Source organism: Pseudomonas sp. IT-P294, assembly GCF_949767865.1.
Lineage (GTDB): Bacteria > Pseudomonadota > Gammaproteobacteria > Pseudomonadales > Pseudomonadaceae > Aquipseudomonas.
In genome coordinates this window covers 146,513-165,338 of the sequence record NZ_CATKQW010000044.1, presented here as the reverse complement: position 1 = coordinate 165,338, position 18,826 = coordinate 146,513, and the positions used below count along the sequence as shown (strand labels likewise).

The following is an 18,826-nucleotide window of genomic DNA, read 5'->3' as shown; positions in this document are numbered from 1 at the left end:
GCACGCCTTCGCCTCACCTCAAAGAACAATGGACGCCATTGTTAACAAGGAAGAATGAATGGTACTCATGGCAATCTTGGTGTTCTTCGCTGCGTCAGCGGGAAGTTGGTTCTGGATAGTGAGGAATCGCGGCAGCTTCAATCTGTTGTTCGCCAACCTGACCGGTGCATTGGCCAGTTTGATCATCGGGATTGTCGTGCTGATGTTCCTGGCCCCCGATGACACCAGAACACGGAGCCCGGCCTACTTTCTATACGCGTTCATGGCGATCATTGGCGTCTTCATCGGCACATGGCGCTTCGTAAGCAGCCGATTCAAGCCAGAGGAGTACCCGGTCGCACGTCATGTGATTGCTGGCTCGTGCAGCCTGGTGATGGCGTCCATCACGTTAGTGGTGTGGGCAGTGATCTTTCCGGCCAAATGACCATCCCCCAACCCCATCACCCCTCGACACGGCTTTACAGATTCAGCTGCAAGCCAGTGGCCAGCAGCTAATCCTGGACGCTGGCTGCGCTATCATCGCGCGCTCTGTGCGCCAAGAGTTTTGAACCTGCATGCCCATGCCTTCGCCTGATCACTCTCTGCCACCGGTTCTCGCCGGCCCGCTGTTGCGGCGTCTGGAGCCCACGCGCCTGGTGCTTTGGCTGGTGGGAACCCGGGCCTTGTCGCTGACATTGCGCCTGCAAGGCGTCGGCGACATTCGCCTCGACGCCGGGCAATGCACGATCATCCCGGTGGGCACTCATGCGTTTATCCACCTGCTCGATGTGCCGCTGGCGACCGCCCTGCCCTGCGACACGCTGATCGAGTACGACCTGCTGATCGATGGCGACGACGAAGGCATCTCCAATTGGGCGCCTTATTTGTTGTACGGCGAAGCGCGTTGCCCGAACTTTGTTTTGCGCTCGAGAATCGATCAATTGCTGCATGGCTCTTGCCGCAAACCTCACCATCCGGCGGCAGACGGTTTGCTTTGCGTTGATCAGCTGTTGGCGACCGAACATGACGCATCGCAGCGCCCGGCACTGTTGATGATGAGCGGCGATCAAGTGTATGCGGATGACGTCGCCGGCCCGATGTTGCGGGCGATTCATGCCTTGATCGAGCGCCTGGGATTGTTCGAAGAACACCTGGAAGGCGCCGTGGTCAGTGACAGCGCCACGCTCTACGAACATCCCGCCAGTTATTACCATCGCGCGGATTTGTTACCGGCGCTGGAGAGCAACGAAACCCTGCGCGAACGATTTTTTGGTGGCGCGCGCAAGCCGATTTTCACCAGCAGCAGCGCCGACAACCATCTAGTGACGTTCGCCGAAGTCATGGCCATGTACTTGCTGGTCTGGTCACCGACACCCTGGACGCTGATCGCGCCACAACCACCGGCACTGACGCAGGAAAGGCGCGAGCGATATGCCCTCGAACAAACGCGCATCGATCACTTCAAGGCTGGCCTGGGCGGCGTCGCGCGCGCAATGGCCCACCTGCCGTGCCTGATGATTTTCGACGACCATGACGTCACCGACGACTGGAATCTTTCCGCGCAATGGGAGGAAACGGCCTACGGCCATCCGTTCTCCAAACGCATCATCGGCAACGCGCTGATCGCCTACATGCTGTGCCAGGGTTGGGGGAATAACCCGGATGCGTTCGGCGGTGTCCTGGAAAAAACCCGTTTATTGAGCGCCACTGGGGATGACCGTTATCTCGACAGCCAGGCGCAGGATGACCTGATCGATCTGCTGCTGCGCTTTCAGCACTGGCATTACGTGCTGCCCACCACCCCGGCGCTGGTGGTGATCGACACCCGCACCCGACGCTGGCGCAGCGAGATAAACCTCAAGCGACCCTCAGGCTTACTGGACTGGGAAGCGCTCAGCGAACTGCAACAGGAACTGCTCGATCATCCATCGGCGATCATTGTTTCGCCGGCACCGATCTTCGGCGTCAAGCTGATCGAAACCGTGCAAAAAGTGTTCAGCTGGTGCGGTTATCCACTGCTCGTGGATGCCGAAAACTGGATGGCCCATCGTGGCGCGGCCCAGGTGATCCTGAACATTTTCCGCCACTCGCGTACACCGGGTAACTACGTGGTGCTGTCGGGTGATGTGCATTACTCCTTCGTCTACGAAGTGCTGATCCGACACCGCAAGGCCGGCCCACATATCTGGCAGATCACTAGCAGCGGCATCAAGAACGAATTTCCACCCGCGCTGCTCGAATGGTTCGACCGCCTCAATCGCTGGCTCTACTCGCCACGCTCGCCGCTGAACTGGTTCACCAAACGCCGCCGCATGCGCATCATCCCGCACGTCCCCGAGCATGCCAAAGCGGGCGAACGGCTGTGGAATTCGGCAGGGATCGGCCAAGTGTTCTTCAATGAGAAAGGACAGCCGCAGGCTATTTATCAGCACAACTCAAACGGTGCACCAAAGACGCGAATGGTTGCGCCCGAAAACAACGACTAAGCGTGTGAGCCGCCATGAACCTCACCCGAACCTTGATCATCGGCAACTCTGGCTCAGGCAAAAGTTGGCTGGCTAAACGATTGGCCGAACAACTTAATGTGCCTTCGGTTGATCTCGATCAGATCCACTGGGTGTCAGAGGAATGCAGCATCGCCCGCCCCCGCGCCGACGCACTCGCCATGGCGCGGGTCGCGGCGGACGAACCACGCTGGGTGATCGAAGGTGTGTACGGCTGGATCGTCAGCGAACTTATCCACCGTGCAACTGCGCTTGTCTGGCTGTGCATCGACGACGACACCTGCGTCGCCAATATCCGCCAGCGGGAAAACCGGCGGGACGATGATGCGTTGCTGATCGCGCTGCTGGAATGGGCTGGCAGTTATCGGTTGCGCGAGGACTCCTGCGGATTTAACGCGCACCGGCAATTGTTTGAGGGGTTCAGTGGTTCGAAAATCAAGCTCGTGGATTGGGCTGACGTGAGCGCATTTGCCAATTCCCTGTTGCAACCCGAGTAATTGATCGTCCCCACGCTCTGCGTGGGGATGCAGCCCGGGACGCTCCGCGTCCCAACAGCGGACGCAGAGCGTCCAATGGGGCATTCTCCTGCGGAGCGTAGGAACGATCTCTACTAGGCAGTGATTAGCGCCCGACAAACCCCTCTGACAATCATCTCCACCTCCCGCTCATCGATCGTCAACGGTGGCAGCAGGCGTATGGTCTTGCCCCGTGTCACGTTGATCAGCAGGCCGTGATCCCGGGCGGCGATCAGGGTCAGGTCGCGGATCGGCTGTTTCAGTTCGATGCCGATCATCAAGCCCTGGCCACGAATCGCCAGGATGTTCGGGTCATCTGACAGTTCGGCACGCAGTCTGGCCAGCAGGCGCTCACCCTGGAGCCTGGCGTTTTCCAGCAGCTTTTGTTCTTCGATGATTTCCAGCACGGTGCAACCGACCCGGCACGCCAGCGGATTGCCGCCGAAGGTGCTGCCGTGGCTGCCTGGGGTGAACAACTCGGCGGCTTTTCCCCGGGCCAGGCAGGCGCCGATGGGGATGCCGTTGCCGAGGCCTTTAGCCAGGGTCATGACGTCCGGGACGATGCCTTCGTGCTGAAACGCGAACCACTGGCCGGTACGACCGATGCCGGTCTGGATTTCATCGAGCATCATCAGCCACGCACGCCGGTTACACAGTTCGCGTACGGCTTTTAGGTAACCGGGAGGCGCCATCTGCACGCCGCTTTCACCCTGAATCGGCTCCATCAGGATCGCCACGATGCGTTGGCCATGGGCTTGCTGCACTTTTTCCAGCGCCTCCAGATCGCCAAACGGCACTTTGACGAAGTCGCCCGGCAGCTCATTGAAGCCCAAGCGCACGGCCGGGCCATCGCTGGCGGACAAAGTGCCCAGGGTGCGGCCATGAAAAGCGTTTTCCATGACCACCACCAGCGGCTGTTCGACGCCTTTGTGCCAGCCGTAAAGCCGCGCGAGTTTCAGCGCGGTTTCATTGGCTTCGGCACCGGAATTGTTGAAGAACGCCCGCTCCATGCCCGCCAACGTCGTCAATGTCTGCGCCAGCCGCTGTTGCCAGTCGATGCTGTAGAGATTGGAAGTGTGCAGCAACAACCCGGCTTGCTCGCTGATCGCCGAGACGATTTTGGGATGAGAGTGGCCGACATTGGTCACCGCCACACCGGCCACCGCGTCCAGATACTCACGACCGTCCTGATCCCAAAGTCGGGTGCCCAGGCCTTTGTTGAAACTCAAGGCCAGAGGTTGGTAAGTGGTCATCAGGCAAGCGGCGGTCATGACATCAAGCTCCATCAATTGTCGGTGTTTTTGCAGTATGGTTAGCCACCTGAACTGGATAAACGCTGCAACACTTCAATCATCTTAAAGCTGGGCTTGATAATGGATCTGTTCCAGGCAATGACGGTTTACGTAAGAGTGGTGGAAACCGGCAGCATGACGGCGGCTGCTCAGCAGTGCGATATGTCCACGACCATGGTCGGCAATCACCTTCGAGCCCTTGAGCAGCGCCTTGGCGTACGCTTGCTTAACCGGACGACACGGCGCCAGCGCCTGACCGAATTCGGCACCGCGTACTATCAGCGCTGCCTTGAGGTGTTGGGTTTGGTGGCTGATTCCGAGCGACTGGCGGAACAGAGCCAGGACACACCGACCGGCACCTTGCGCATCACGGCTCCCCTGACCTTCGGTACAGAAAGACTCGCGCCCGCACTCAGCGAGTTCGCCCTGCAGTGCCCGCAAGTCAAACTGGATGTGGTGCTTACCAACGGGCGCCCTGATCTGCTCGAAAACGGTCTCGACGTGGCGTTTCGCCTGGGGGCTATCGAACCCACCAACCTGATCGCCCGCCCACTTATCGACTACACCCTGACCATGTGCGCCTCGAAGGATTATCTGGCGCGTCGGGGCACACCGGAAAAACCCGAAGATCTGCAACATCACGACTGCCTGTCCTTTGCGTATCCGGTCGGAGACGACTGGCATTCCGTGGGCAAACAATGGCGTCTGAGCGGCCCTGAAGGCGAAGTCATGGTGACGGTCAGCGGGCCGATGCTGATCAACAGTTCGGCAGGCCTGCATCAGGCCGCTCGCACGGGCATGGGCGTCGTGATGTTGCCCGATGCCCTGGTCGAGCAGGATTTGCGCGACGGCAAACTGGTGGCCTTGATGCCGGATTTCCAGCTGCCGAGCCGGCCCATGAGCCTGTTGTATGCCCAGGATCGCTACCGATTGCCGAAACTACGTCGCTTCGTCGACTTTGCCATGCAGATGTGGGGCAAACACTAGCCGCAACAATAGGCCATGCCTTAATCTCCGCGACTGACGGGTCACTTTGATATCAGTGCGGCAGGGAGAGCGGTGATGGGTGAGGCATCAAATATCGAGCCGTTGAAATTCAATGTGTCGGATATGAACGAAGACATGTTGCACACCATTCTGGAACTGGTCAGTGACGGCATTTGGGACTGGAACGCCAACACCGGGTTTGTCTACCGCAATCCAGCGTGGTACGAGATGCTTGGCTACGCCGCGCACTCCCTGGACAACACCGTGTTTACCTGGGAGAACGTCATCCACCCCGACGATTTCCCGCAGGTGATGGCCGTGTTCGATGATTACTTGAGTCAACGGGCTCCGGGTTATCAGGCCGAGTATCGCTGTCGCAGGCAGGACGGCAGTTACACCTGGATCGAAGATCGTGGCTACATACTGGCCCGCAATGCCGACGGATCGGTCGCGCGAATGGTCGGCGCTCACCGCAGCATCGACGACAAGAAACGCCTCCTCGAAGAGATGGAGAGGCGCAATCAGTCCCTTGAAGCCATCGTCGAAGAGCGCACCCGGGAGTTGTCCCGGGTCAATCAGCAGTTACAGATCCAACTGGAAGAAAACCGCAAACTCGCGGAAACCGATGTCCTGACATCGATCGCCAATCGCTATCTTCTAGAGAAAACCCTGCCCCAGGAATGCGAGCGAGCCCAACGTTTTCGGCAACCGTTATCGCTGATCGCCATGGACATCGATGACTTCAAGAACATCAACGATTACTACGGCCATGCGCTGGGAGATGCAGCGTTGGTGCAGGTCGTCGAAAGCGTGAAGCGCTACGTGCGCGAAGGCGACCTATTGGCGCGCTGGGGCGGCGACGAGTTCATCTTGATCCTGCCCAACACTGCGCTGGCCGATGCCCGATCCTTGGCCGAGACCATCCGCCATGGGCTGGCGAGCCTGCCGCCCGTGGGCGAGTTTCACGTAACCATGAGTTTTGGCGTGGTCCAGCGTTTCGAGGAAGAGCAACAGACCGGCCTTCTGGCCAGGGCTGATCAGGCGCTGTATCGGTCGAAAGTCGCTGGCAAGAATGTGATTTCGGGCTAACTGCTGCTCCCCGCCTTCACCAGCACCGGTTTCTCCTGATACCGCTCTGGATACAGCTGTTTCAGCTGCGCCACTTTCGGCAGATCGTTGATCACAATGTACGGATACGTCGGGTGTTCGGTCAGGAAGTCCTGATGCTCCTCCTCAGCCGGGTAGAAACCGTTGTAGGTTTCCAGTGTGGTCACAATCGGCTTGTTGAACAAATGCGCGGTGTTGAGCTGAGCGATGTAGGCCTTGGCCACGCGCTGCTGTTCAGTGTTCTCGGGGAAGATCGCCGACCGATACTGGGTGCCGCTGTCGGGTCCCTGACGGTTCAACTCGGTGGGGTTATGCGCCACCGAGAAATAGATTTGCAGCAAAGTGCCGTAACTGACCTGCGCAGGATCGAAGGTGACCTCGACCGATTCCGCATGACCGGTATCGCCCTCACTGACGCGTTCATAGCGGGCGTTGTTCGCTGCACCGCCGGCATAACCTGACACGGCTTTCTTTACGCCTTTGACGTGTTGGAACACGCCTTGTACGCCCCAAAAGCAGCCGCCGGCGAAGACCGCCGTTTCGCTGTGGGCCTGGGTGGTTTCGTCGAGGGCTGGCGGCGGAATGACGACCGCCTCTTCGGCGGCACCGAAAGAGAACGCCGCGCATTGGCCGATGACACCCGCAGCAGCCAGACCCAACAGGGTGCGGCGCCAGGTAAACGGGGTTTTCATGAGTCTGACTCCTGAGTAAATGAAAAGGCTATCAACCGAACGTAAACGCATACGCCGACACACCTGGATCGAGAAACTCGATGCTGAAGGTGTGGTCGTTCACAACGCTGCTCTGGCGCACCAATTGATACAAACGCTGTTCGGTGACGAGGCCACGACCATCGGGTGCCACGTCAGTGCCGTGGGCATCGCCGGGCGCTTTTCCGTCAATCAGCACTTTGAAGCGCACCGGTTTACCGTCCGTATTGGGCCCCAAGACCAGATGCAGATCCCGTGCGTGAAAGCGGTAGACGATTCGACTGGCCGGCGCGCTTGACGTGGCACGTTCGGAGCCGACTTTCCATTGACCGTCGAGGCTCCAGTCGTTGAGGGCCAGTTGGGACGGCGGGTTGTACGTCGCGACCGTGTCGGGAGCCAGACTGGCCTCAGGTACAAAATGCTCCGCGCGCTGATAGCCGACATAGGTTTCCGGCGATTGCACTTCGTTCATGTCCGGCGCGAGTTGAACACCGGTGGCGTTGGCATTGATCAACCCGTTGTCGACCTTTGCGGCACCCGCTTCACGCAGCAACTGCTGGATAACCCTTTCCGATTCGGCGTACTCGCCTTCACCAAAATGGTGATAGCGAATGCGGCCTTGAGCATCGGCAAAATAATGAGCCGGCCAGTATTCGTTGTTGAAAGCACGCCAGATCCGATAGTCGTTATCGACTGCCACCGGGTAGTTGATGCCCAGGTCCTTCATGGCTTTGGTGACATTGCCCACATCACGCTCGAATGCGAATTCGGGGGCATGAACACCAATCACCACCAGCCCCTGATCACGGTATTTTTCGGCCCAGGCTTTCACATACGGCAAGGTACGCAGACAGTTGATGCAGGAGTAAGTCCAGAAATCCACCAACACGACTTTTCCCTTCAACGCCTGCGCGGTCAGAGGCGGTGAATTGAGCCATTGGACCGCACCGTCAAGCGGCGGGAGGTTACCTTCGACCGGCAATGCACCCGGCGCTTGCGCCGACACTTTCATCGCACCGCCAGCGGCCATCATTGCCCCGCCGTTACTCGGTGACTGACCGGCCAACCGGCCTACCAGTGCTTGCTCGATGCCGCCCGTGGAAGCGGTCGAAAACCGCGCCAGAATCCCGGTATCCAACCCCAGGGCAATCGCCGCCACACCGGCCAGCATTGCCGCGCCCAATCCTCGACGCACCCACTCGCCAGCGCCAATCGAACGTTTCATCGCCGCAAAGACTTTACCGCCCAGCAACAGCGCCACGGCGAGGGAGGTAGCGGCACCCGCGGCGTAGGCCAGCAACAACAAGGTGGTTGCGATGCTTGCCCCTTGCAGCGCGGCCCCGGTCAGCAGCAGGCCCAGAATCGGCCCGGCGCAGGGAGCCCAGAGCAGGCCCGTGGCGACGCCGATCAGGAACGAAGCGCCGGGGCGCGGTTGGGAATCGGCGCCCGCCGCTTCCGACAGGCGACTGCCGGCGGCCACCAGTGGCCGGGTCAGGCGCTCGGCCAGCCGGGGCAGCAACAGCGTCAGACCGAACAGTGCCACGAACAGCAACGCGAGCCAGCGACCGTACTGATTGACTTGCACCACCCAGCCGCCGCCCACCGCCGCCAACGAGGCGACGAGCGCGAAGGTCAGTGCCATGCCCGCCAACAGCGGCAAACCACTTTTCATAAATGGCTGCCCGGTGCGCGCGAAGACAAAGGGCAGTACCGGCAGGATGCACGGACTGACGATCGTCAGCACACCACCGAGATAAGCGAGAACCAGAAGCCACATAGCATCGACCTGCATGACGTGAGTGAAAGGATGGGCCCACGGATCAAACCGTCCGGGGCACGAAGGTCAGCGCCAACCCGTTCATGCAGTAGCGCAGGCCGGTGGGTTTGGGCCCGTCATCGAAGACATGACCCAGATGACCACCGCAACGTCGGCAATGGACCTCTTCACGCACGACGCCAAAGGACCGGTCCTGACTGGTGGCCACCGCGTTGTCCAGCGGCGCCCAGAAACTCGGCCAGCCGGTGCCGCTGTCGAATTTGGTGCTGGAAGAAAAAAGCGGCAGATTACAACCGGCGCAGACGAACATACCCTCGCGGTGCTCATTGTTCAGCGGGCTGCTGTAGGCCCGCTCCGTGCCCTCTTTTCGCAGGATTTCGTATTGCTCGGGGCTGAGCATGGCGCGCCATTCGCTGTCGCTGTGAGTCACCTCGAAAACCTCCGCTGCACTGGCTTCGCTGACCAGCGCCGTGCTGCTGGCAAATTTTGGCAATACACCGATCACCAACGCTGCAGCCCCCAGCCCGCCGCTCGCTGCAAGAAATTGTCGCCGTGAAAACATGGCCTTCTCCAAAATTCCAGGTGCCTGACATGGAACACAGCCTAGGCTTGGGTTGATCGCCAAATCCTCACGGGGAGTTAAACAATTCGTGATAACTCGACCCGAGGAAAACCCGCACAATGTGCCCATTGCGCTACAAAGGATTGAGCTTTATGGAACAGACCAAACGTGTCCTGGTGGTCGAAGACGACCTGCACATCGCCGACCTTATCTGCCTGCATCTACGCGATGAGCAGTTCGAGGTGGTGCACTGCGCCGACGGTAACGAGGGCATGCAACTGCTGCAGCAAGGAAGCTGGGACGCCCTGATCCTCGACCTGATGTTGCCCGGTGTCGATGGCCTGGAAATCTGCCGTCGAGCGCGGGCAATGGCTCGCTACACACCGATCATCATCACCAGCGCACGCTCCAGCGAAGTGCACCGCATTTTGGGGTTGGAGCTCGGTGCCGACGATTACCTGGCCAAGCCTTTTTCCATGCTTGAACTCGTCGCCCGGGTCAAAGCCCTGCTGCGACGTGTCGATGCGATGGCGCGCAATCTGAAAATGGATGCCGGCAGCCTGATCGCCGACGGTCTTTCCATCGACCCGATCACCCGCGACGTCACGCTCGACGGTCGACGCCTGGACCTCACGCCACGGGAATTCGACCTGCTGTATTTCTTCGTCCGCCAGCCGGGCAAGGTGTTCTCGCGCATGGACCTGCTCAACGCCGTCTGGGGCTACAGCCACGAAGGCTACGAACACACGGTCAACACGCACATCAACCGCCTGCGGGCCAAGATCGAGGCCGATCCGGCACAACCCGCGCGCATCCTCACGGTATGGGGTCGTGGTTATAAATTCGCGGCCCGGGAGGAGCAGCCATGAGGCTGACCCTGACACAACGCCTGTCCCTGGTGTTTGCCGCTCTGTTGCTGGTGTGCTGCGGCACATCGGCCTGGATGCAAGTGCGCTCCAACCAGATGCATGAACTGGAAGTGGTGCAAGGGTTGTCCCGGGACCTGGCCCAGCACATTGCCCGCGACACGGTGCTGATGGACAGCAATGGCCTGATGCCCGATGCCGTGCGTGAATTGTTCAGCAAACTCATGCTGGTCAATCCCAGTGTCGAGGTGTACCTGCTGGACACCGAAGGCCGCATTGTCGGCAGTGCCGCGCCGGAAGGCCGGATACATCGCGAGCGCATCGATCTGACGCCGATCAAGCGTCTGCTCAAGGGTGATGCGCTGCCGATTCTCGGTGACGACCCGCGCAGCACCGAGGGGCGCAAGGTGTTCAGCGCCGCGCCGTTGCAGGTCAACGGTAAACCGGCGGGCTATCTCTATGTGGTGTTGCTCAGCGAAGAACACGACCGCTTCGCCGAGCGCGGTGCCACCAGCGCCGCGCTCAATACCGCCCTGTTGTCCATTGGTCTGGTGGCGTTGTTGTGCCTGATCGCCGGCCTTACGGCATTTGCCCTGATCACCCGGCCGCTGCGACGCTTGACCGAAAGAGTCAGCCAGTTCGACATCGACGCCGCTCCCACCACACCGCCCGCCCCGGAACCGGTTGAAAAGGCAGCCAGTCACGATGAAATCGCCGTGCTCGACGCCGCCTTCCGCCAGATGCAAACCCGCCTCAGCGAACAATGGCGTTCGCTGACCCGCCAGGATCAGGAACGCCGCGAACTGGTGGCCAACATCTCCCACGACCTGCGCACACCGCTGGCTTCGCTGCACGGTTATCTGGAAACGCTGTCGCTCAAGGACACCACGCTGTCTCCCGCTGACCGTAGGCGCTACCTGGGCATCGCGCTGGATCAAAGCCGCAAGGTCGGCGGCCTGGCGCAATCACTGCTGGAACTGGTGCGGCTTGAACACGGTTTTGTACAACCCGTGCTCGAACGTTTCTCGCTGACCGATCTGGTGCAGGACATCTTCCAGAAATTCGAACTCACCGCCGAGGCACGCCAGATCGAACTCAAGGCGAGCTTCGCACCGAACATTTCGACGGCCTGCGCCGATCTGGGGCTGATCGAACGGGTGCTGACCAATCTGTTCGACAATGCCCTTCGCGATACACCACAAGGTGGCGAAATCGAGTTGAGCCTGCGCCCTCACGGGTCGTTTATCGAAGTCACCGTCAGCGACACCGGTCCGGGCATCGCCCCGCAACTGCGCGAAGGCTTGTTCCTGCGTCCGTTCAACATTGGCGGTGCCCGACGCGATGGCGGATTGGGATTGCGCATCGTGCATCGGATCCTGCAGCTACACGGTATCGAGATTCAGTTGATCGATGTTCCAGGGCGCGGCGCGACTTTCCGTTTCTCCTTGCCGGTGGATGAGCAAACCGCTGAACAATGGGCCGTTCGCTCGATGAACCTGAACTCGATGGGGAAATAGCCTCTTTTCAGCGGTCACAGCTTTGAACCTGACCCGACGCTGAGGCGAGAAACCCTCGATGACTGCCACGACTCCCTTGTACATCGGCTGCGCCGGCTGGAGCCTGCCCCGTGATCATTGGGAGGCATTTCCCACAGCAGGCACGCACTTGCAGCGCTATGCCGCCCGGATGACGTGCGTGGAAATCAACAGTTCGTTCTATCGACCCCACCGCCCGGCAACGTATGCCCGGTGGGCCGAGAGCGTACCGGAGCGCTTTCGGTTCTCGGTCAAAGTCCCCAAGCAGATTACCCACGAAGCGCGTTTGCTGGGCTGTGAACAGTTGATCGATGAGTTCATCGGGCAATGCTCCCATTTGGGCCAGAAGCTTGGTTGCCTGCTGATCCAGCTCCCACCTTCCTTGGCCTTTGAAGGCGAGACAGCTCAACACTTCTTCAGCGTGTTTCGATCACGCTACGACGGGTTTGCGGTGTTGGAACCCAGGCATGTCAGCTGGCAAACACCGCAGGCGCAGACACTGTTGATTGAGCATCGAATCGGGCAAGTGGCAGCCGATCCTTCGCCGATCCCCGAGGGTGACGTGCCCGGCGCCTGGCCAGGTATCCGCTATTTCCGATTGCACGGCTCACCGAGAATTTACTACTCAAGCTACGAGTCGCCATGGCTGGAAGAGCTGGCTATAACGCTACAACCCCAGGCGCAAGACAGGCCCACCTGGTGCATTTTCGACAATACGGCCAGTGGCGCGGCGACCGCCAATGCGCTGGAGCTTCAACATTTGGCTAGCCCGAGCACCTGACGCAAGAAACAACGCCAACCCTAAACCGCAGGCTAAAGCCCTCAAGGCAAAAATGATGACCAGCGGCCTGTTCATCCGTGACAACTCAGGCTGGGTCCAATAGATTAGGCGGCCTGAAAAGGCCCAGTGCTTTCTCGCCTAAACCCAAGTTAAAAGAAGTAGTGAAATTTCAATGTCCGATTCCAATACCGCTGAATCCGTAGTCACCTTGTCGTCCAAAGCGGAATACGAAAACTCCATCAATCTTTCACAGCACGTCCCACAGGCCAAGACCATCAGCGAGATGGTCCTGGACGCGTTTCAATCCACTCGGGAAAGTGACCAGATCCGCGAGCTGCGCACTGCGATCCGCCAGGCCCACGACAGCTTCGACGACGATAAAGCCTACGAATTGATGGGTGAGCTCAAGCAACTCAAAGATGCCGAAGCCGCAGACATTGCCGCGCTGGAAGACCTGAGCAGCAAATTCCCGATCAGCCGCATTCTGTCCAGTTTCAAGGACGACCCGGCCTTTCAGGAAATCGTCTATGGATTGGCCTTGAAGGTGCTGAACCAGACGCATCAGGCCATCAGCAACCCGAGCAGCGGCAAGAGCAAAGCGGCTCGCGCCAAGAAAGATCTGGAAGTGTTCACCATCAGCAAGGACGGCGTGAGCGTCACGCTGCCGCTGCGCACTCCCCGTTCGAGCCTGAACGTTGATCGCAAAGCGCTGGAATTCCTCGGCTTCACCTTCGTCGGCGAAGGCGATGACGCAGAGATCGAGAGCGAGACATTCCTGGACAACACCGGGGCCGAACAAGCGGTCAACCGCAAGAACATCATCACCGCCCTTCAGCAGCAAACCGCGTTCGACGGCTACAGCATCGCCGCGCAGTAACACGCCACACCTCAAAGCCCCGCCCTCGCAAGCGGGGCTTTTTATTGCCCGCTGGGTTGATTACATCGACGGATGCAGGGCCGCGATCATGTCGATTTCGATGGGGGCGTTTTTCGGCAACTGGTAAACACCGACAGTCGTTCGCGTATGTCGACCGGCATCGCCCAATACATGGGTGAGGACATCCGAGGCGCCGTTGGCCACTTCGCTCAGGTCCACAAAATCGAATGTGGACTTCACATACACTGTGATGCGAAGGAGCGCCTTGACGTTATCCAGTGAACCAATGGCCTCTCGGATCAGCGCCAGCCCGCGTATCGCACTGATGCTGGCGGCTTCTTGAGCATCGGCCATATTGAGTTCCAGCCCGACGCGGCCGGGGTACTGGATTTTGCCGTTCATGCGCGGCACCAGGCCGCTGACATACACCTCGTCGCCGTGCCGAAGCAGCGGCGCGTAATGCCCTCCGGCAGCGTTCTCGTCGTAGATATCAAAGCCGAGTTCTTTCGCCATCGCGAGGAAACGTTCGTCGCGGGTTATCTGCTGAATCATCTACTGGACCCCCTTGGTCAATGATGCGAACCGCGCAGATGATGGTAGAGGCAGACGTTTGCGTTGATCAGGGCAAGTTCGTATAGAATCCAGCGAACTTTACTGCCAGGGAGACCAGTAAAATGCAGGCTCAGCGCGCAGTGATCGCCGCCATCGAATTCCAGCCGGGAGTTCCGTTGGTGCAGCAGATTGTCGATCAGCTGTCTGTGGCAATCAGCCAGGGTGGCTTGCCTCACGGGGCCAGGCTGCCACCGATTCGCGAACTGTCCGAATTGATGAACGTGGGCAAATCCACGGTGGTCGATGCCTTGGACCGATTGCGCGCCAAGGGGCTGGTGGTTTCACGCCAGGGCTCGGGGCACTACGTGCAACGGGCCATGAACCAGCCACCGGCTGCGCCAGGCCCGGACCTGCAACCCCAGGACATACTCAGTCGGGTCCGCCGCGCAATCCTGTTGAACAATGGCGCGTTGCGCCCCGGTTGCGGATTCTTGCCCGGTTCGTGGCTGCCCGCCGAAGAACTGCTCAAAGCCGTGCGCGGCACCCTTCGTGCGACTGCGCTGCGCATGGGTGAATACGGTGAGGTGGGCGGTTACCTGCCGCTGCGCGAGGCGTTGCGAGTAAAGTTGTCGACCGTCGGCATCGAGGTGCCGGTGGAGCAGATCATCACCACCGCCAACACCGTACAAGCCATCGACCAGCTGATGCGCCTGTTGATACAACCCGGCGATACGGTGGTACTGGACGATCCGTGCTATTTCAACATGCACACCAACCTGGCGCTGCACGGCGCCAAGGTCATCACCATTGCCCGCGATTGCGAGGGCCTGAATCTGGAGGCGTTCGAGCAATTGCTGATTGCCCATCGCCCCGTGTTGTACATGACCAACAGCACACTGCACAACCCGACCGGGCACTCGTTCTCCGCCGCCCAGGTTTACCGTTTGTTGGAGCTGAGTCACCGTTACGGTTTCCACATCGTGGAAGACGACCTCTATGGCGATCTTCAGCAAAGACACACGCCACGACTGGCGGCCAGTGGTCTGGACAACGTCAGCTACGTTTCCGGTTTTTCCAAGACATTGACCGCCAACAGCCGGGTCAGTTACGCAGTGCTATCGCCGCAACTGGCCGCACGGTTGATCCGTTTGAAGATGAGCTGCGGCGGAGTGACCTCAGAGCTGGCGGAACAAATTATCTGCACGATGCTCACCAACGGCACTTACGCCAAACACACACGCCGCACCGTCGACCGCCTCTACGAATCGAGCAGCCGCGTGGCGCGCTGGCTGGTGGAGGCCGGATGCTCGGTGTCTTCGTTGCCGGGCGAAGGCCTGTTCATCTGGACCCGTTTGCCCGATGGATTGCACGCCGAGACGCTGGCCAATAAAGGCCTTGAAAACGACCTCGTCCTGGCACCCGGCACCTTGTTGAGCAAAGCGGCTGATGCCAGCAGCTTCCTGCGCTTCAACGTCGCGCACAGTGATATTCCACAGGTGCGTGAGCGGTTTTTCAGATTGCTCGATAGCTGAAGTGTATGTTCAGGAAAACGTGGCGCGTTGCTCTGCTGCGTAATGTCGAGTCTGAAAAGGCATCAGGGTCTGGGCCTTCAAACCAAGGCCTTCACTCAACCCCCATGAGGCAGCAAGTTCATCACGGCGACGGCGAAGCGGAGCGGCTGGTTGTGGCTTCACGTCTTGCTTGAAAGTCGAGTATGCAAAAAGCTCAAGGACATTGAAGGTTTCCAGCACGCGGCTATCAGACACGCATGCAAAACGAGTGAAACGTTCGAGCAAGTAGCCTGCACGGCGGATTTCGATGTCATCAGAATGCCGACTCAAAAATGCCGAGACTTCACTTTCAAGGTTCGAGTCCGAGTACCAAACAGCTTCGGCCGCGCTTACAAGCGCAGCATCATCTGCTTGATTCAAAGGGCTTTTGACCAGCGTGTCCAAAGCGGATGAGAGGACGTGGCCGTTAAGGGGCTTCGTCATCTGTTATCTCCAGATAATTTTGCAAAATATTGTCGAGAACGGACGTTGGTGGCTCTTTGTTGCCAACATATACATCAATTGCCTGCAACGCCAATCGACGGAGTTCGGTAGTGATTATGAAGCCGCTCCTGAGAAGCGCCATGATATCGCCAATGTCTTGATCCGTAGCTCTGCCCAATTTAGATATCGCAATGTCGATGGGCGATGCAATGTGAACATGTAGAGGAGACTCGGTCGGAAACTCGGCAAGTGGCAGGCTCCGCTCCCAATAGTCCTCGTGAATTGGGCCAAAGCTTGTGTTGTATTGAAGGTCATAGTTCAGCTCCATCAACCGACCGGAGCGTTCATCGATAAATTGTTCGGGAACCTCTGCGAGCATGGTTTGGAGGTGAAGACTTTTGGGGACATTCGCTTCGTAAACTTCTGCATCGACATCTGTTGAAACACGGTGACTCGTATAAAGGTGAACTGCGCACCCACCGAAAACGATAATTTTTACCGCCCCTGTCTCTGCGTACTCAAGTACCAGCTCCGCTTCGACAGATTTGAACATCGAAATCAAAGCCTGCCCCAACGCCGTGCTCGTATTGACGCGGGGGATAATTACATCCGACAACTCCATGTTCGAACCTCAAACTGATGTGGGATAGCGATGCCGGTGATGGCGCGCGGGTCAACGCCTGGCGGCTATTGCGACTGAATTAGCCACACCCCGAGGTTAGAAAGGCGACTTCCGAGCGACAACCTGAAAACCTTGTAGGAGGGTTCTGCTGCATGAGTAGGCATGGACTTCGATACCCTTGGGGACGCGTTTCAATGGCAGCCTTGCTCTCAACCGACACCAAACCGACTGAATCGCCCCCAACAAAAAGCCCCGCTCTTCTCTCGAAGGCGGGGCTTTTCTTTACAGCGTCCGACGCTTAAGGCGCGTACGTCAGCAACAGCTCGCTCGGCACTTTGAAGTCCAGGGACATCATTACGCTCAACGCGGTAATGGTGAAGATCGAGAACACGAACAGCTTGCGTGCCCAGACCGTGTCATCCACTGCCTTGTAACCGGTCCAGGCCATGTACAACCAGTACATGCCCATGGCCGCGGCGACGGCGAGGTAGCTCATGCCGGCGTAGCCGCTGAAGGTCAGCATCAAGGTCGCCACGAGGAACGCCAGGATGTAGAGCAGGATGTGCTTCTTGGCCACTTCGATCCCGCGTTTAACAGGCAGCACCGGAATCGATGCGGCCAGGTAATCGTTGAAACGGAAAATCGCGATGGCGTAAGAGTGCGGCATCTGCCACAGGCTGAACATCACCAGCAACGTCAGTGCGGCCATGTCGAAGCTGTTGGTCACAGCGACGTAACCGATCACCGGCGGCATGGCGCCCGACAGACTGCCCACCAGCGTGCCGTGAACCGACTTGCGCTTGAGGTACAGGCTGTAGAAGCCGACGTAGATGACGAAACCGATCACGGCGAACAGCGCGGCCAACGGATTGGCCACCTTGTACAACAAGGCAACGCCGGCAACACCAAGGACGGTCGCGTAGATCAGTGCCAGTTTCAGGGAGATCAAGCCCTGGACCAGCACACGATTCTTGGTGCGTTCCATCTTCAGGTCGATGTCGCGGTCGATGCAGTTGTTGAACACGCAACCGGAAGCCACCACCAGGGACGTGCCGATCATGGCGGCCAGGAAAATGGCCAGATCGACATGCCCTTTCGAGGCCAGGAAAAATCCGCCCGCCACAGAAAGCACGTTACCGAAAATGATCCCCGGTTTGGTGATTTGGATAAAGTGCTTAAAGGACATCCGGACTTTCCTCAGTGCGCCATCATGACGGTGTGGATGCTGAACATGATCCACAGCGACAGGCCTACCAACAAGACGATTACCAGTGCGGCGAAAACAAACGCGATCACGTTGTTACGCTGGGCAGCCGAACGGTCCAGGTGGAGGAAGTACACCAGGTGCACCAGCACCTGGATTACTGCGAAGGCCAGTACGATCCACAGGGTCATTGCTTTAGGCAGCGATGGGTACATCACCAGGCCAAAAGGAATGATCGTCAGGATCACCGACAGGATGAAGCCGATGGCGTAGGACTTGACGCTGCCGTGGCTGTCGTCGTGGCCGTGACCATCGTGGGAGTGTGCGTTAGCCATTACAGAGTCCCCATCAGGTAAACAACGGTGAATACGCAGATCCACACCACGTCCAGGAAGTGCCAGAACAGGCTCAGGCAGCTCAGACGGGTCTTGTTGGTCGCCGTCAGGCCGTTTTTCTGGACCTGATACATCATGATCGCCATCCAGATCAGACCGCTGGTCACGTGCAGACCGTGGGTGCCGACCAGGGTGAAGAATCCGGACAGGAAGCCAGAGCGGTTAGGACCGTAGCCTTCGGAGATCAGCATGTGGAACTCGTTGATCTCCATGCCGATGAAGCCCAGGCCGAACAGGAAGGTAATGGCCAACCAGCCCAGTACCGCCTTCTTGTTGCCCTTGAACAACGCCAGCATGGCGAAGCCGTAGGTGATCGAACTGAACAACAGGCAGGCGGTTTCGCCCAGCACGTATGGCAGCTCGAAGATGTCGTGGCCCGACGGGCCACCCGCTACGTTGTTAACCAGTACCGCGTACACCGCGAAGATCGACGCAAACAAAATGCAGTCGGTCATCAGGTAGAGCCAGAAACCGAATACGGTCATCTCGCCCGAGTCGTGGTGATGGTCATCGTGCCCATGTCCATCGACATGGGTGTGTCCAGCATTGGTCACTAAGTTCGACATG

General features: G+C 58.9%; 20 protein-coding genes. 10 read left to right on the top strand and 10 right to left on the bottom strand.

Annotated features, from left to right (window positions below; all coding sequences use genetic code 11):
* Nucleotides 1-58: 58 nt before the first annotated feature.
* The 3 genes from ACM6I0_RS23565 (at nucleotide 59) to ACM6I0_RS23555 (ending at nucleotide 2,980) form a co-directional block, all read left to right on the top strand.
* Nucleotides 59-424, top strand: coding sequence for a hypothetical protein (locus ACM6I0_RS23565; RefSeq protein WP_414923404.1), 366 nt, complete (start codon nucleotides 59-61; stop codon nucleotides 422-424).
* Nucleotides 425-554: 130 nt separating this feature from the next.
* A complete protein-coding gene (locus ACM6I0_RS23560; protein WP_414923403.1) occupies nucleotides 555-2,465 on the top strand; it encodes an alkaline phosphatase D family protein in 1,911 nt (636 codons plus the stop codon).
* A gap of 14 nt (nucleotides 2,466-2,479) precedes the next feature.
* On the top strand, nucleotides 2,480-2,980 hold the full coding sequence (locus ACM6I0_RS23555; protein ID WP_414923402.1) for an adenylate kinase: 501 nt from the start codon (nucleotides 2,480-2,482) through the stop codon (nucleotides 2,978-2,980).
* A gap of 113 nt (nucleotides 2,981-3,093) precedes the next feature.
* On the opposite strand, the gene ACM6I0_RS23550 is transcribed toward ACM6I0_RS23555, so the two are convergent.
* On the bottom strand, nucleotides 3,094-4,269 hold the full coding sequence (locus tag ACM6I0_RS23550) for an aspartate aminotransferase family protein (RefSeq protein ID WP_414923401.1): 1,176 nt from the start codon (nucleotides 4,267-4,269) through the stop codon (nucleotides 3,094-3,096).
* Nucleotides 4,270-4,371: 102 nt separating this feature from the next.
* Here ACM6I0_RS23550 and ACM6I0_RS23545 point away from each other — a divergent pair, with 102 nt between their 5' ends.
* Nucleotides 4,372-5,277, top strand: coding sequence for a LysR family transcriptional regulator (locus ACM6I0_RS23545; RefSeq protein ID WP_285432220.1), 906 nt, complete (start codon nucleotides 4,372-4,374; stop codon nucleotides 5,275-5,277).
* A gap of 75 nt (nucleotides 5,278-5,352) precedes the next feature.
* Nucleotides 5,353-6,366: a diguanylate cyclase domain-containing protein gene (locus ACM6I0_RS23540; protein WP_414923400.1), complete on the top strand. Its 1,014-nt coding sequence runs from the start codon at nucleotides 5,353-5,355 to the stop codon at nucleotides 6,364-6,366.
* On the opposite strand, the gene msrA is transcribed toward ACM6I0_RS23540, so the two are convergent.
* From msrA to msrB, 3 genes are read right to left on the bottom strand one after another with little or no spacing between them, the layout of a single operon-like run.
* Nucleotides 6,363-7,076, bottom strand: coding sequence for a peptide-methionine (S)-S-oxide reductase MsrA (msrA, locus tag ACM6I0_RS23535; protein ID WP_414923399.1), 714 nt, complete (start codon nucleotides 7,074-7,076; stop codon nucleotides 6,363-6,365). The two genes, ACM6I0_RS23540 and msrA, sit on opposite strands and share 4 nt — an antisense overlap.
* Before the next feature lie 31 nt (nucleotides 7,077-7,107).
* Nucleotides 7,108-8,871: a cytochrome c biogenesis protein DipZ gene (locus tag ACM6I0_RS23530; protein WP_414923398.1), complete on the bottom strand. Its 1,764-nt coding sequence runs from the start codon at nucleotides 8,869-8,871 to the stop codon at nucleotides 7,108-7,110.
* A 43-nt stretch (nucleotides 8,872-8,914) separates the two neighbouring features.
* Nucleotides 8,915-9,433 (bottom strand): peptide-methionine (R)-S-oxide reductase MsrB, encoded by a 519-nt coding sequence (gene msrB / locus ACM6I0_RS23525; protein WP_414923397.1) that lies wholly within the window; start codon nucleotides 9,431-9,433, stop codon nucleotides 8,915-8,917.
* Nucleotides 9,434-9,585: 152 nt separating this feature from the next.
* Between msrB and ACM6I0_RS23520 the strand changes: the two genes are divergently transcribed.
* From ACM6I0_RS23520 to ACM6I0_RS23505, 4 genes are all read left to right on the top strand, one after another.
* Nucleotides 9,586-10,302 (top strand): response regulator transcription factor, encoded by a 717-nt coding sequence (locus ACM6I0_RS23520; RefSeq protein ID WP_090180352.1) that lies wholly within the window; start codon nucleotides 9,586-9,588, stop codon nucleotides 10,300-10,302.
* Nucleotides 10,299-11,816, top strand: a complete 1,518-nt coding sequence (locus ACM6I0_RS23515) for a sensor histidine kinase (RefSeq protein ID WP_285432212.1) — start codon at nucleotides 10,299-10,301, stop codon at nucleotides 11,814-11,816. Before ACM6I0_RS23520 ends, ACM6I0_RS23515 begins: the two co-directional genes overlap by 4 nt.
* Before the next feature lie 58 nt (nucleotides 11,817-11,874).
* Nucleotides 11,875-12,615: a DUF72 domain-containing protein gene (locus ACM6I0_RS23510; protein WP_414923396.1), complete on the top strand. Its 741-nt coding sequence runs from the start codon at nucleotides 11,875-11,877 to the stop codon at nucleotides 12,613-12,615.
* 172 nt (nucleotides 12,616-12,787) lie between these two features.
* Nucleotides 12,788-13,492, top strand: coding sequence for a hypothetical protein (locus ACM6I0_RS23505; protein ID WP_222588362.1), 705 nt, complete (start codon nucleotides 12,788-12,790; stop codon nucleotides 13,490-13,492).
* A 60-nt stretch (nucleotides 13,493-13,552) separates the two neighbouring features.
* Here the strand turns inward: ACM6I0_RS23505 and ACM6I0_RS23500 are convergent, their stop codons facing one another.
* Nucleotides 13,553-14,044 carry a RidA family protein gene (locus ACM6I0_RS23500; protein ID WP_414923395.1) on the bottom strand — a complete coding sequence of 164 codons (492 nt, stop codon included), beginning with the start codon at nucleotides 14,042-14,044 and terminating at the stop codon, nucleotides 13,553-13,555.
* 122 nt (nucleotides 14,045-14,166) lie between these two features.
* On the opposite strand from ACM6I0_RS23500, the gene ACM6I0_RS23495 reads away from it, so the two are divergent.
* On the top strand, nucleotides 14,167-15,576 hold the full coding sequence (locus ACM6I0_RS23495; protein WP_414923394.1) for a PLP-dependent aminotransferase family protein: 1,410 nt from the start codon (nucleotides 14,167-14,169) through the stop codon (nucleotides 15,574-15,576).
* A 9-nt stretch (nucleotides 15,577-15,585) separates the two neighbouring features.
* Here ACM6I0_RS23495 and ACM6I0_RS23490 read toward each other — a convergent pair whose 3' ends face one another.
* The 5 genes from ACM6I0_RS23490 to ACM6I0_RS23470 form a co-directional block, all read right to left on the bottom strand.
* Nucleotides 15,586-16,038: a hypothetical protein gene (locus ACM6I0_RS23490; protein WP_414923393.1), complete on the bottom strand. Its 453-nt coding sequence runs from the start codon at nucleotides 16,036-16,038 to the stop codon at nucleotides 15,586-15,588.
* Nucleotides 16,022-16,660, bottom strand: a complete 639-nt coding sequence (locus ACM6I0_RS23485) for a DUF6036 family nucleotidyltransferase (protein WP_285432204.1) — start codon at nucleotides 16,658-16,660, stop codon at nucleotides 16,022-16,024. Before ACM6I0_RS23485 ends, ACM6I0_RS23490 begins: the two co-directional genes overlap by 17 nt.
* 298 nt (nucleotides 16,661-16,958) lie before the next feature.
* Nucleotides 16,959-17,846, bottom strand: coding sequence for a heme o synthase (gene cyoE / locus ACM6I0_RS23480; protein ID WP_090180333.1), 888 nt, complete (start codon nucleotides 17,844-17,846; stop codon nucleotides 16,959-16,961).
* An 11-nt stretch (nucleotides 17,847-17,857) separates the two neighbouring features.
* Nucleotides 17,858-18,199: a cytochrome o ubiquinol oxidase subunit IV gene (gene cyoD / locus ACM6I0_RS23475; protein ID WP_027922712.1), complete on the bottom strand. Its 342-nt coding sequence runs from the start codon at nucleotides 18,197-18,199 to the stop codon at nucleotides 17,858-17,860.
* Entirely contained in the window at nucleotides 18,199-18,825 is a 627-nt protein-coding gene (locus ACM6I0_RS23470; RefSeq protein ID WP_027922711.1) for a cytochrome o ubiquinol oxidase subunit III, read from the bottom strand. The genes cyoD and ACM6I0_RS23470 overlap by 1 nt, the downstream gene beginning before the upstream one ends.
* Between the last annotated feature and the right edge of the window lies 1 nt (nucleotide 18,826).

Coding starts and splice junctions, on each gene's coding strand:
- ACM6I0_RS23505 (WP_222588362.1), top strand. CDS start 12,788: ATGTCCGATTCCAATACCGCTGAATCCGTAGTCACCTTGTCGTCCAAA.
- ACM6I0_RS23545 (WP_285432220.1), top strand. CDS start 4,372: ATGGATCTGTTCCAGGCAATGACGGTTTACGTAAGAGTGGTGGAAACC.
- ACM6I0_RS23515 (WP_285432212.1), top strand. CDS start 10,299: ATGAGGCTGACCCTGACACAACGCCTGTCCCTGGTGTTTGCCGCTCTG.
- ACM6I0_RS23540 (WP_414923400.1), top strand. CDS start 5,353: ATGGGTGAGGCATCAAATATCGAGCCGTTGAAATTCAATGTGTCGGAT.
- msrB (WP_414923397.1), bottom strand. CDS start 9,433: ATGTTTTCACGGCGACAATTTCTTGCAGCGAGCGGCGGGCTGGGGGCT.
- cyoE (WP_090180333.1), bottom strand. CDS start 17,846: ATGTCCTTTAAGCACTTTATCCAAATCACCAAACCGGGGATCATTTTC.
- ACM6I0_RS23485 (WP_285432204.1), bottom strand. CDS start 16,660: ATGGAGTTGTCGGATGTAATTATCCCCCGCGTCAATACGAGCACGGCG.
- ACM6I0_RS23520 (WP_090180352.1), top strand. CDS start 9,586: ATGGAACAGACCAAACGTGTCCTGGTGGTCGAAGACGACCTGCACATC.
- ACM6I0_RS23495 (WP_414923394.1), top strand. CDS start 14,167: ATGCAGGCTCAGCGCGCAGTGATCGCCGCCATCGAATTCCAGCCGGGA.
- ACM6I0_RS23560 (WP_414923403.1), top strand. CDS start 555: ATGCCCATGCCTTCGCCTGATCACTCTCTGCCACCGGTTCTCGCCGGC.
- cyoD (WP_027922712.1), bottom strand. CDS start 18,199: ATGGCTAACGCACACTCCCACGATGGTCACGGCCACGACGACAGCCAC.
- ACM6I0_RS23490 (WP_414923393.1), bottom strand. CDS start 16,038: ATGACGAAGCCCCTTAACGGCCACGTCCTCTCATCCGCTTTGGACACG.
- ACM6I0_RS23510 (WP_414923396.1), top strand. CDS start 11,875: ATGACTGCCACGACTCCCTTGTACATCGGCTGCGCCGGCTGGAGCCTG.
- ACM6I0_RS23470 (WP_027922711.1), bottom strand. CDS start 18,825: ATGTCGAACTTAGTGACCAATGCTGGACACACCCATGTCGATGGACAT.
- ACM6I0_RS23500 (WP_414923395.1), bottom strand. CDS start 14,044: ATGATTCAGCAGATAACCCGCGACGAACGTTTCCTCGCGATGGCGAAA.
- ACM6I0_RS23555 (WP_414923402.1), top strand. CDS start 2,480: ATGAACCTCACCCGAACCTTGATCATCGGCAACTCTGGCTCAGGCAAA.
- ACM6I0_RS23565 (WP_414923404.1), top strand. CDS start 59: ATGGTACTCATGGCAATCTTGGTGTTCTTCGCTGCGTCAGCGGGAAGT.
- ACM6I0_RS23550 (WP_414923401.1), bottom strand. CDS start 4,269: ATGACCGCCGCTTGCCTGATGACCACTTACCAACCTCTGGCCTTGAGT.
- ACM6I0_RS23530 (WP_414923398.1), bottom strand. CDS start 8,871: ATGTGGCTTCTGGTTCTCGCTTATCTCGGTGGTGTGCTGACGATCGTC.
- msrA (WP_414923399.1), bottom strand. CDS start 7,076: ATGAAAACCCCGTTTACCTGGCGCCGCACCCTGTTGGGTCTGGCTGCT.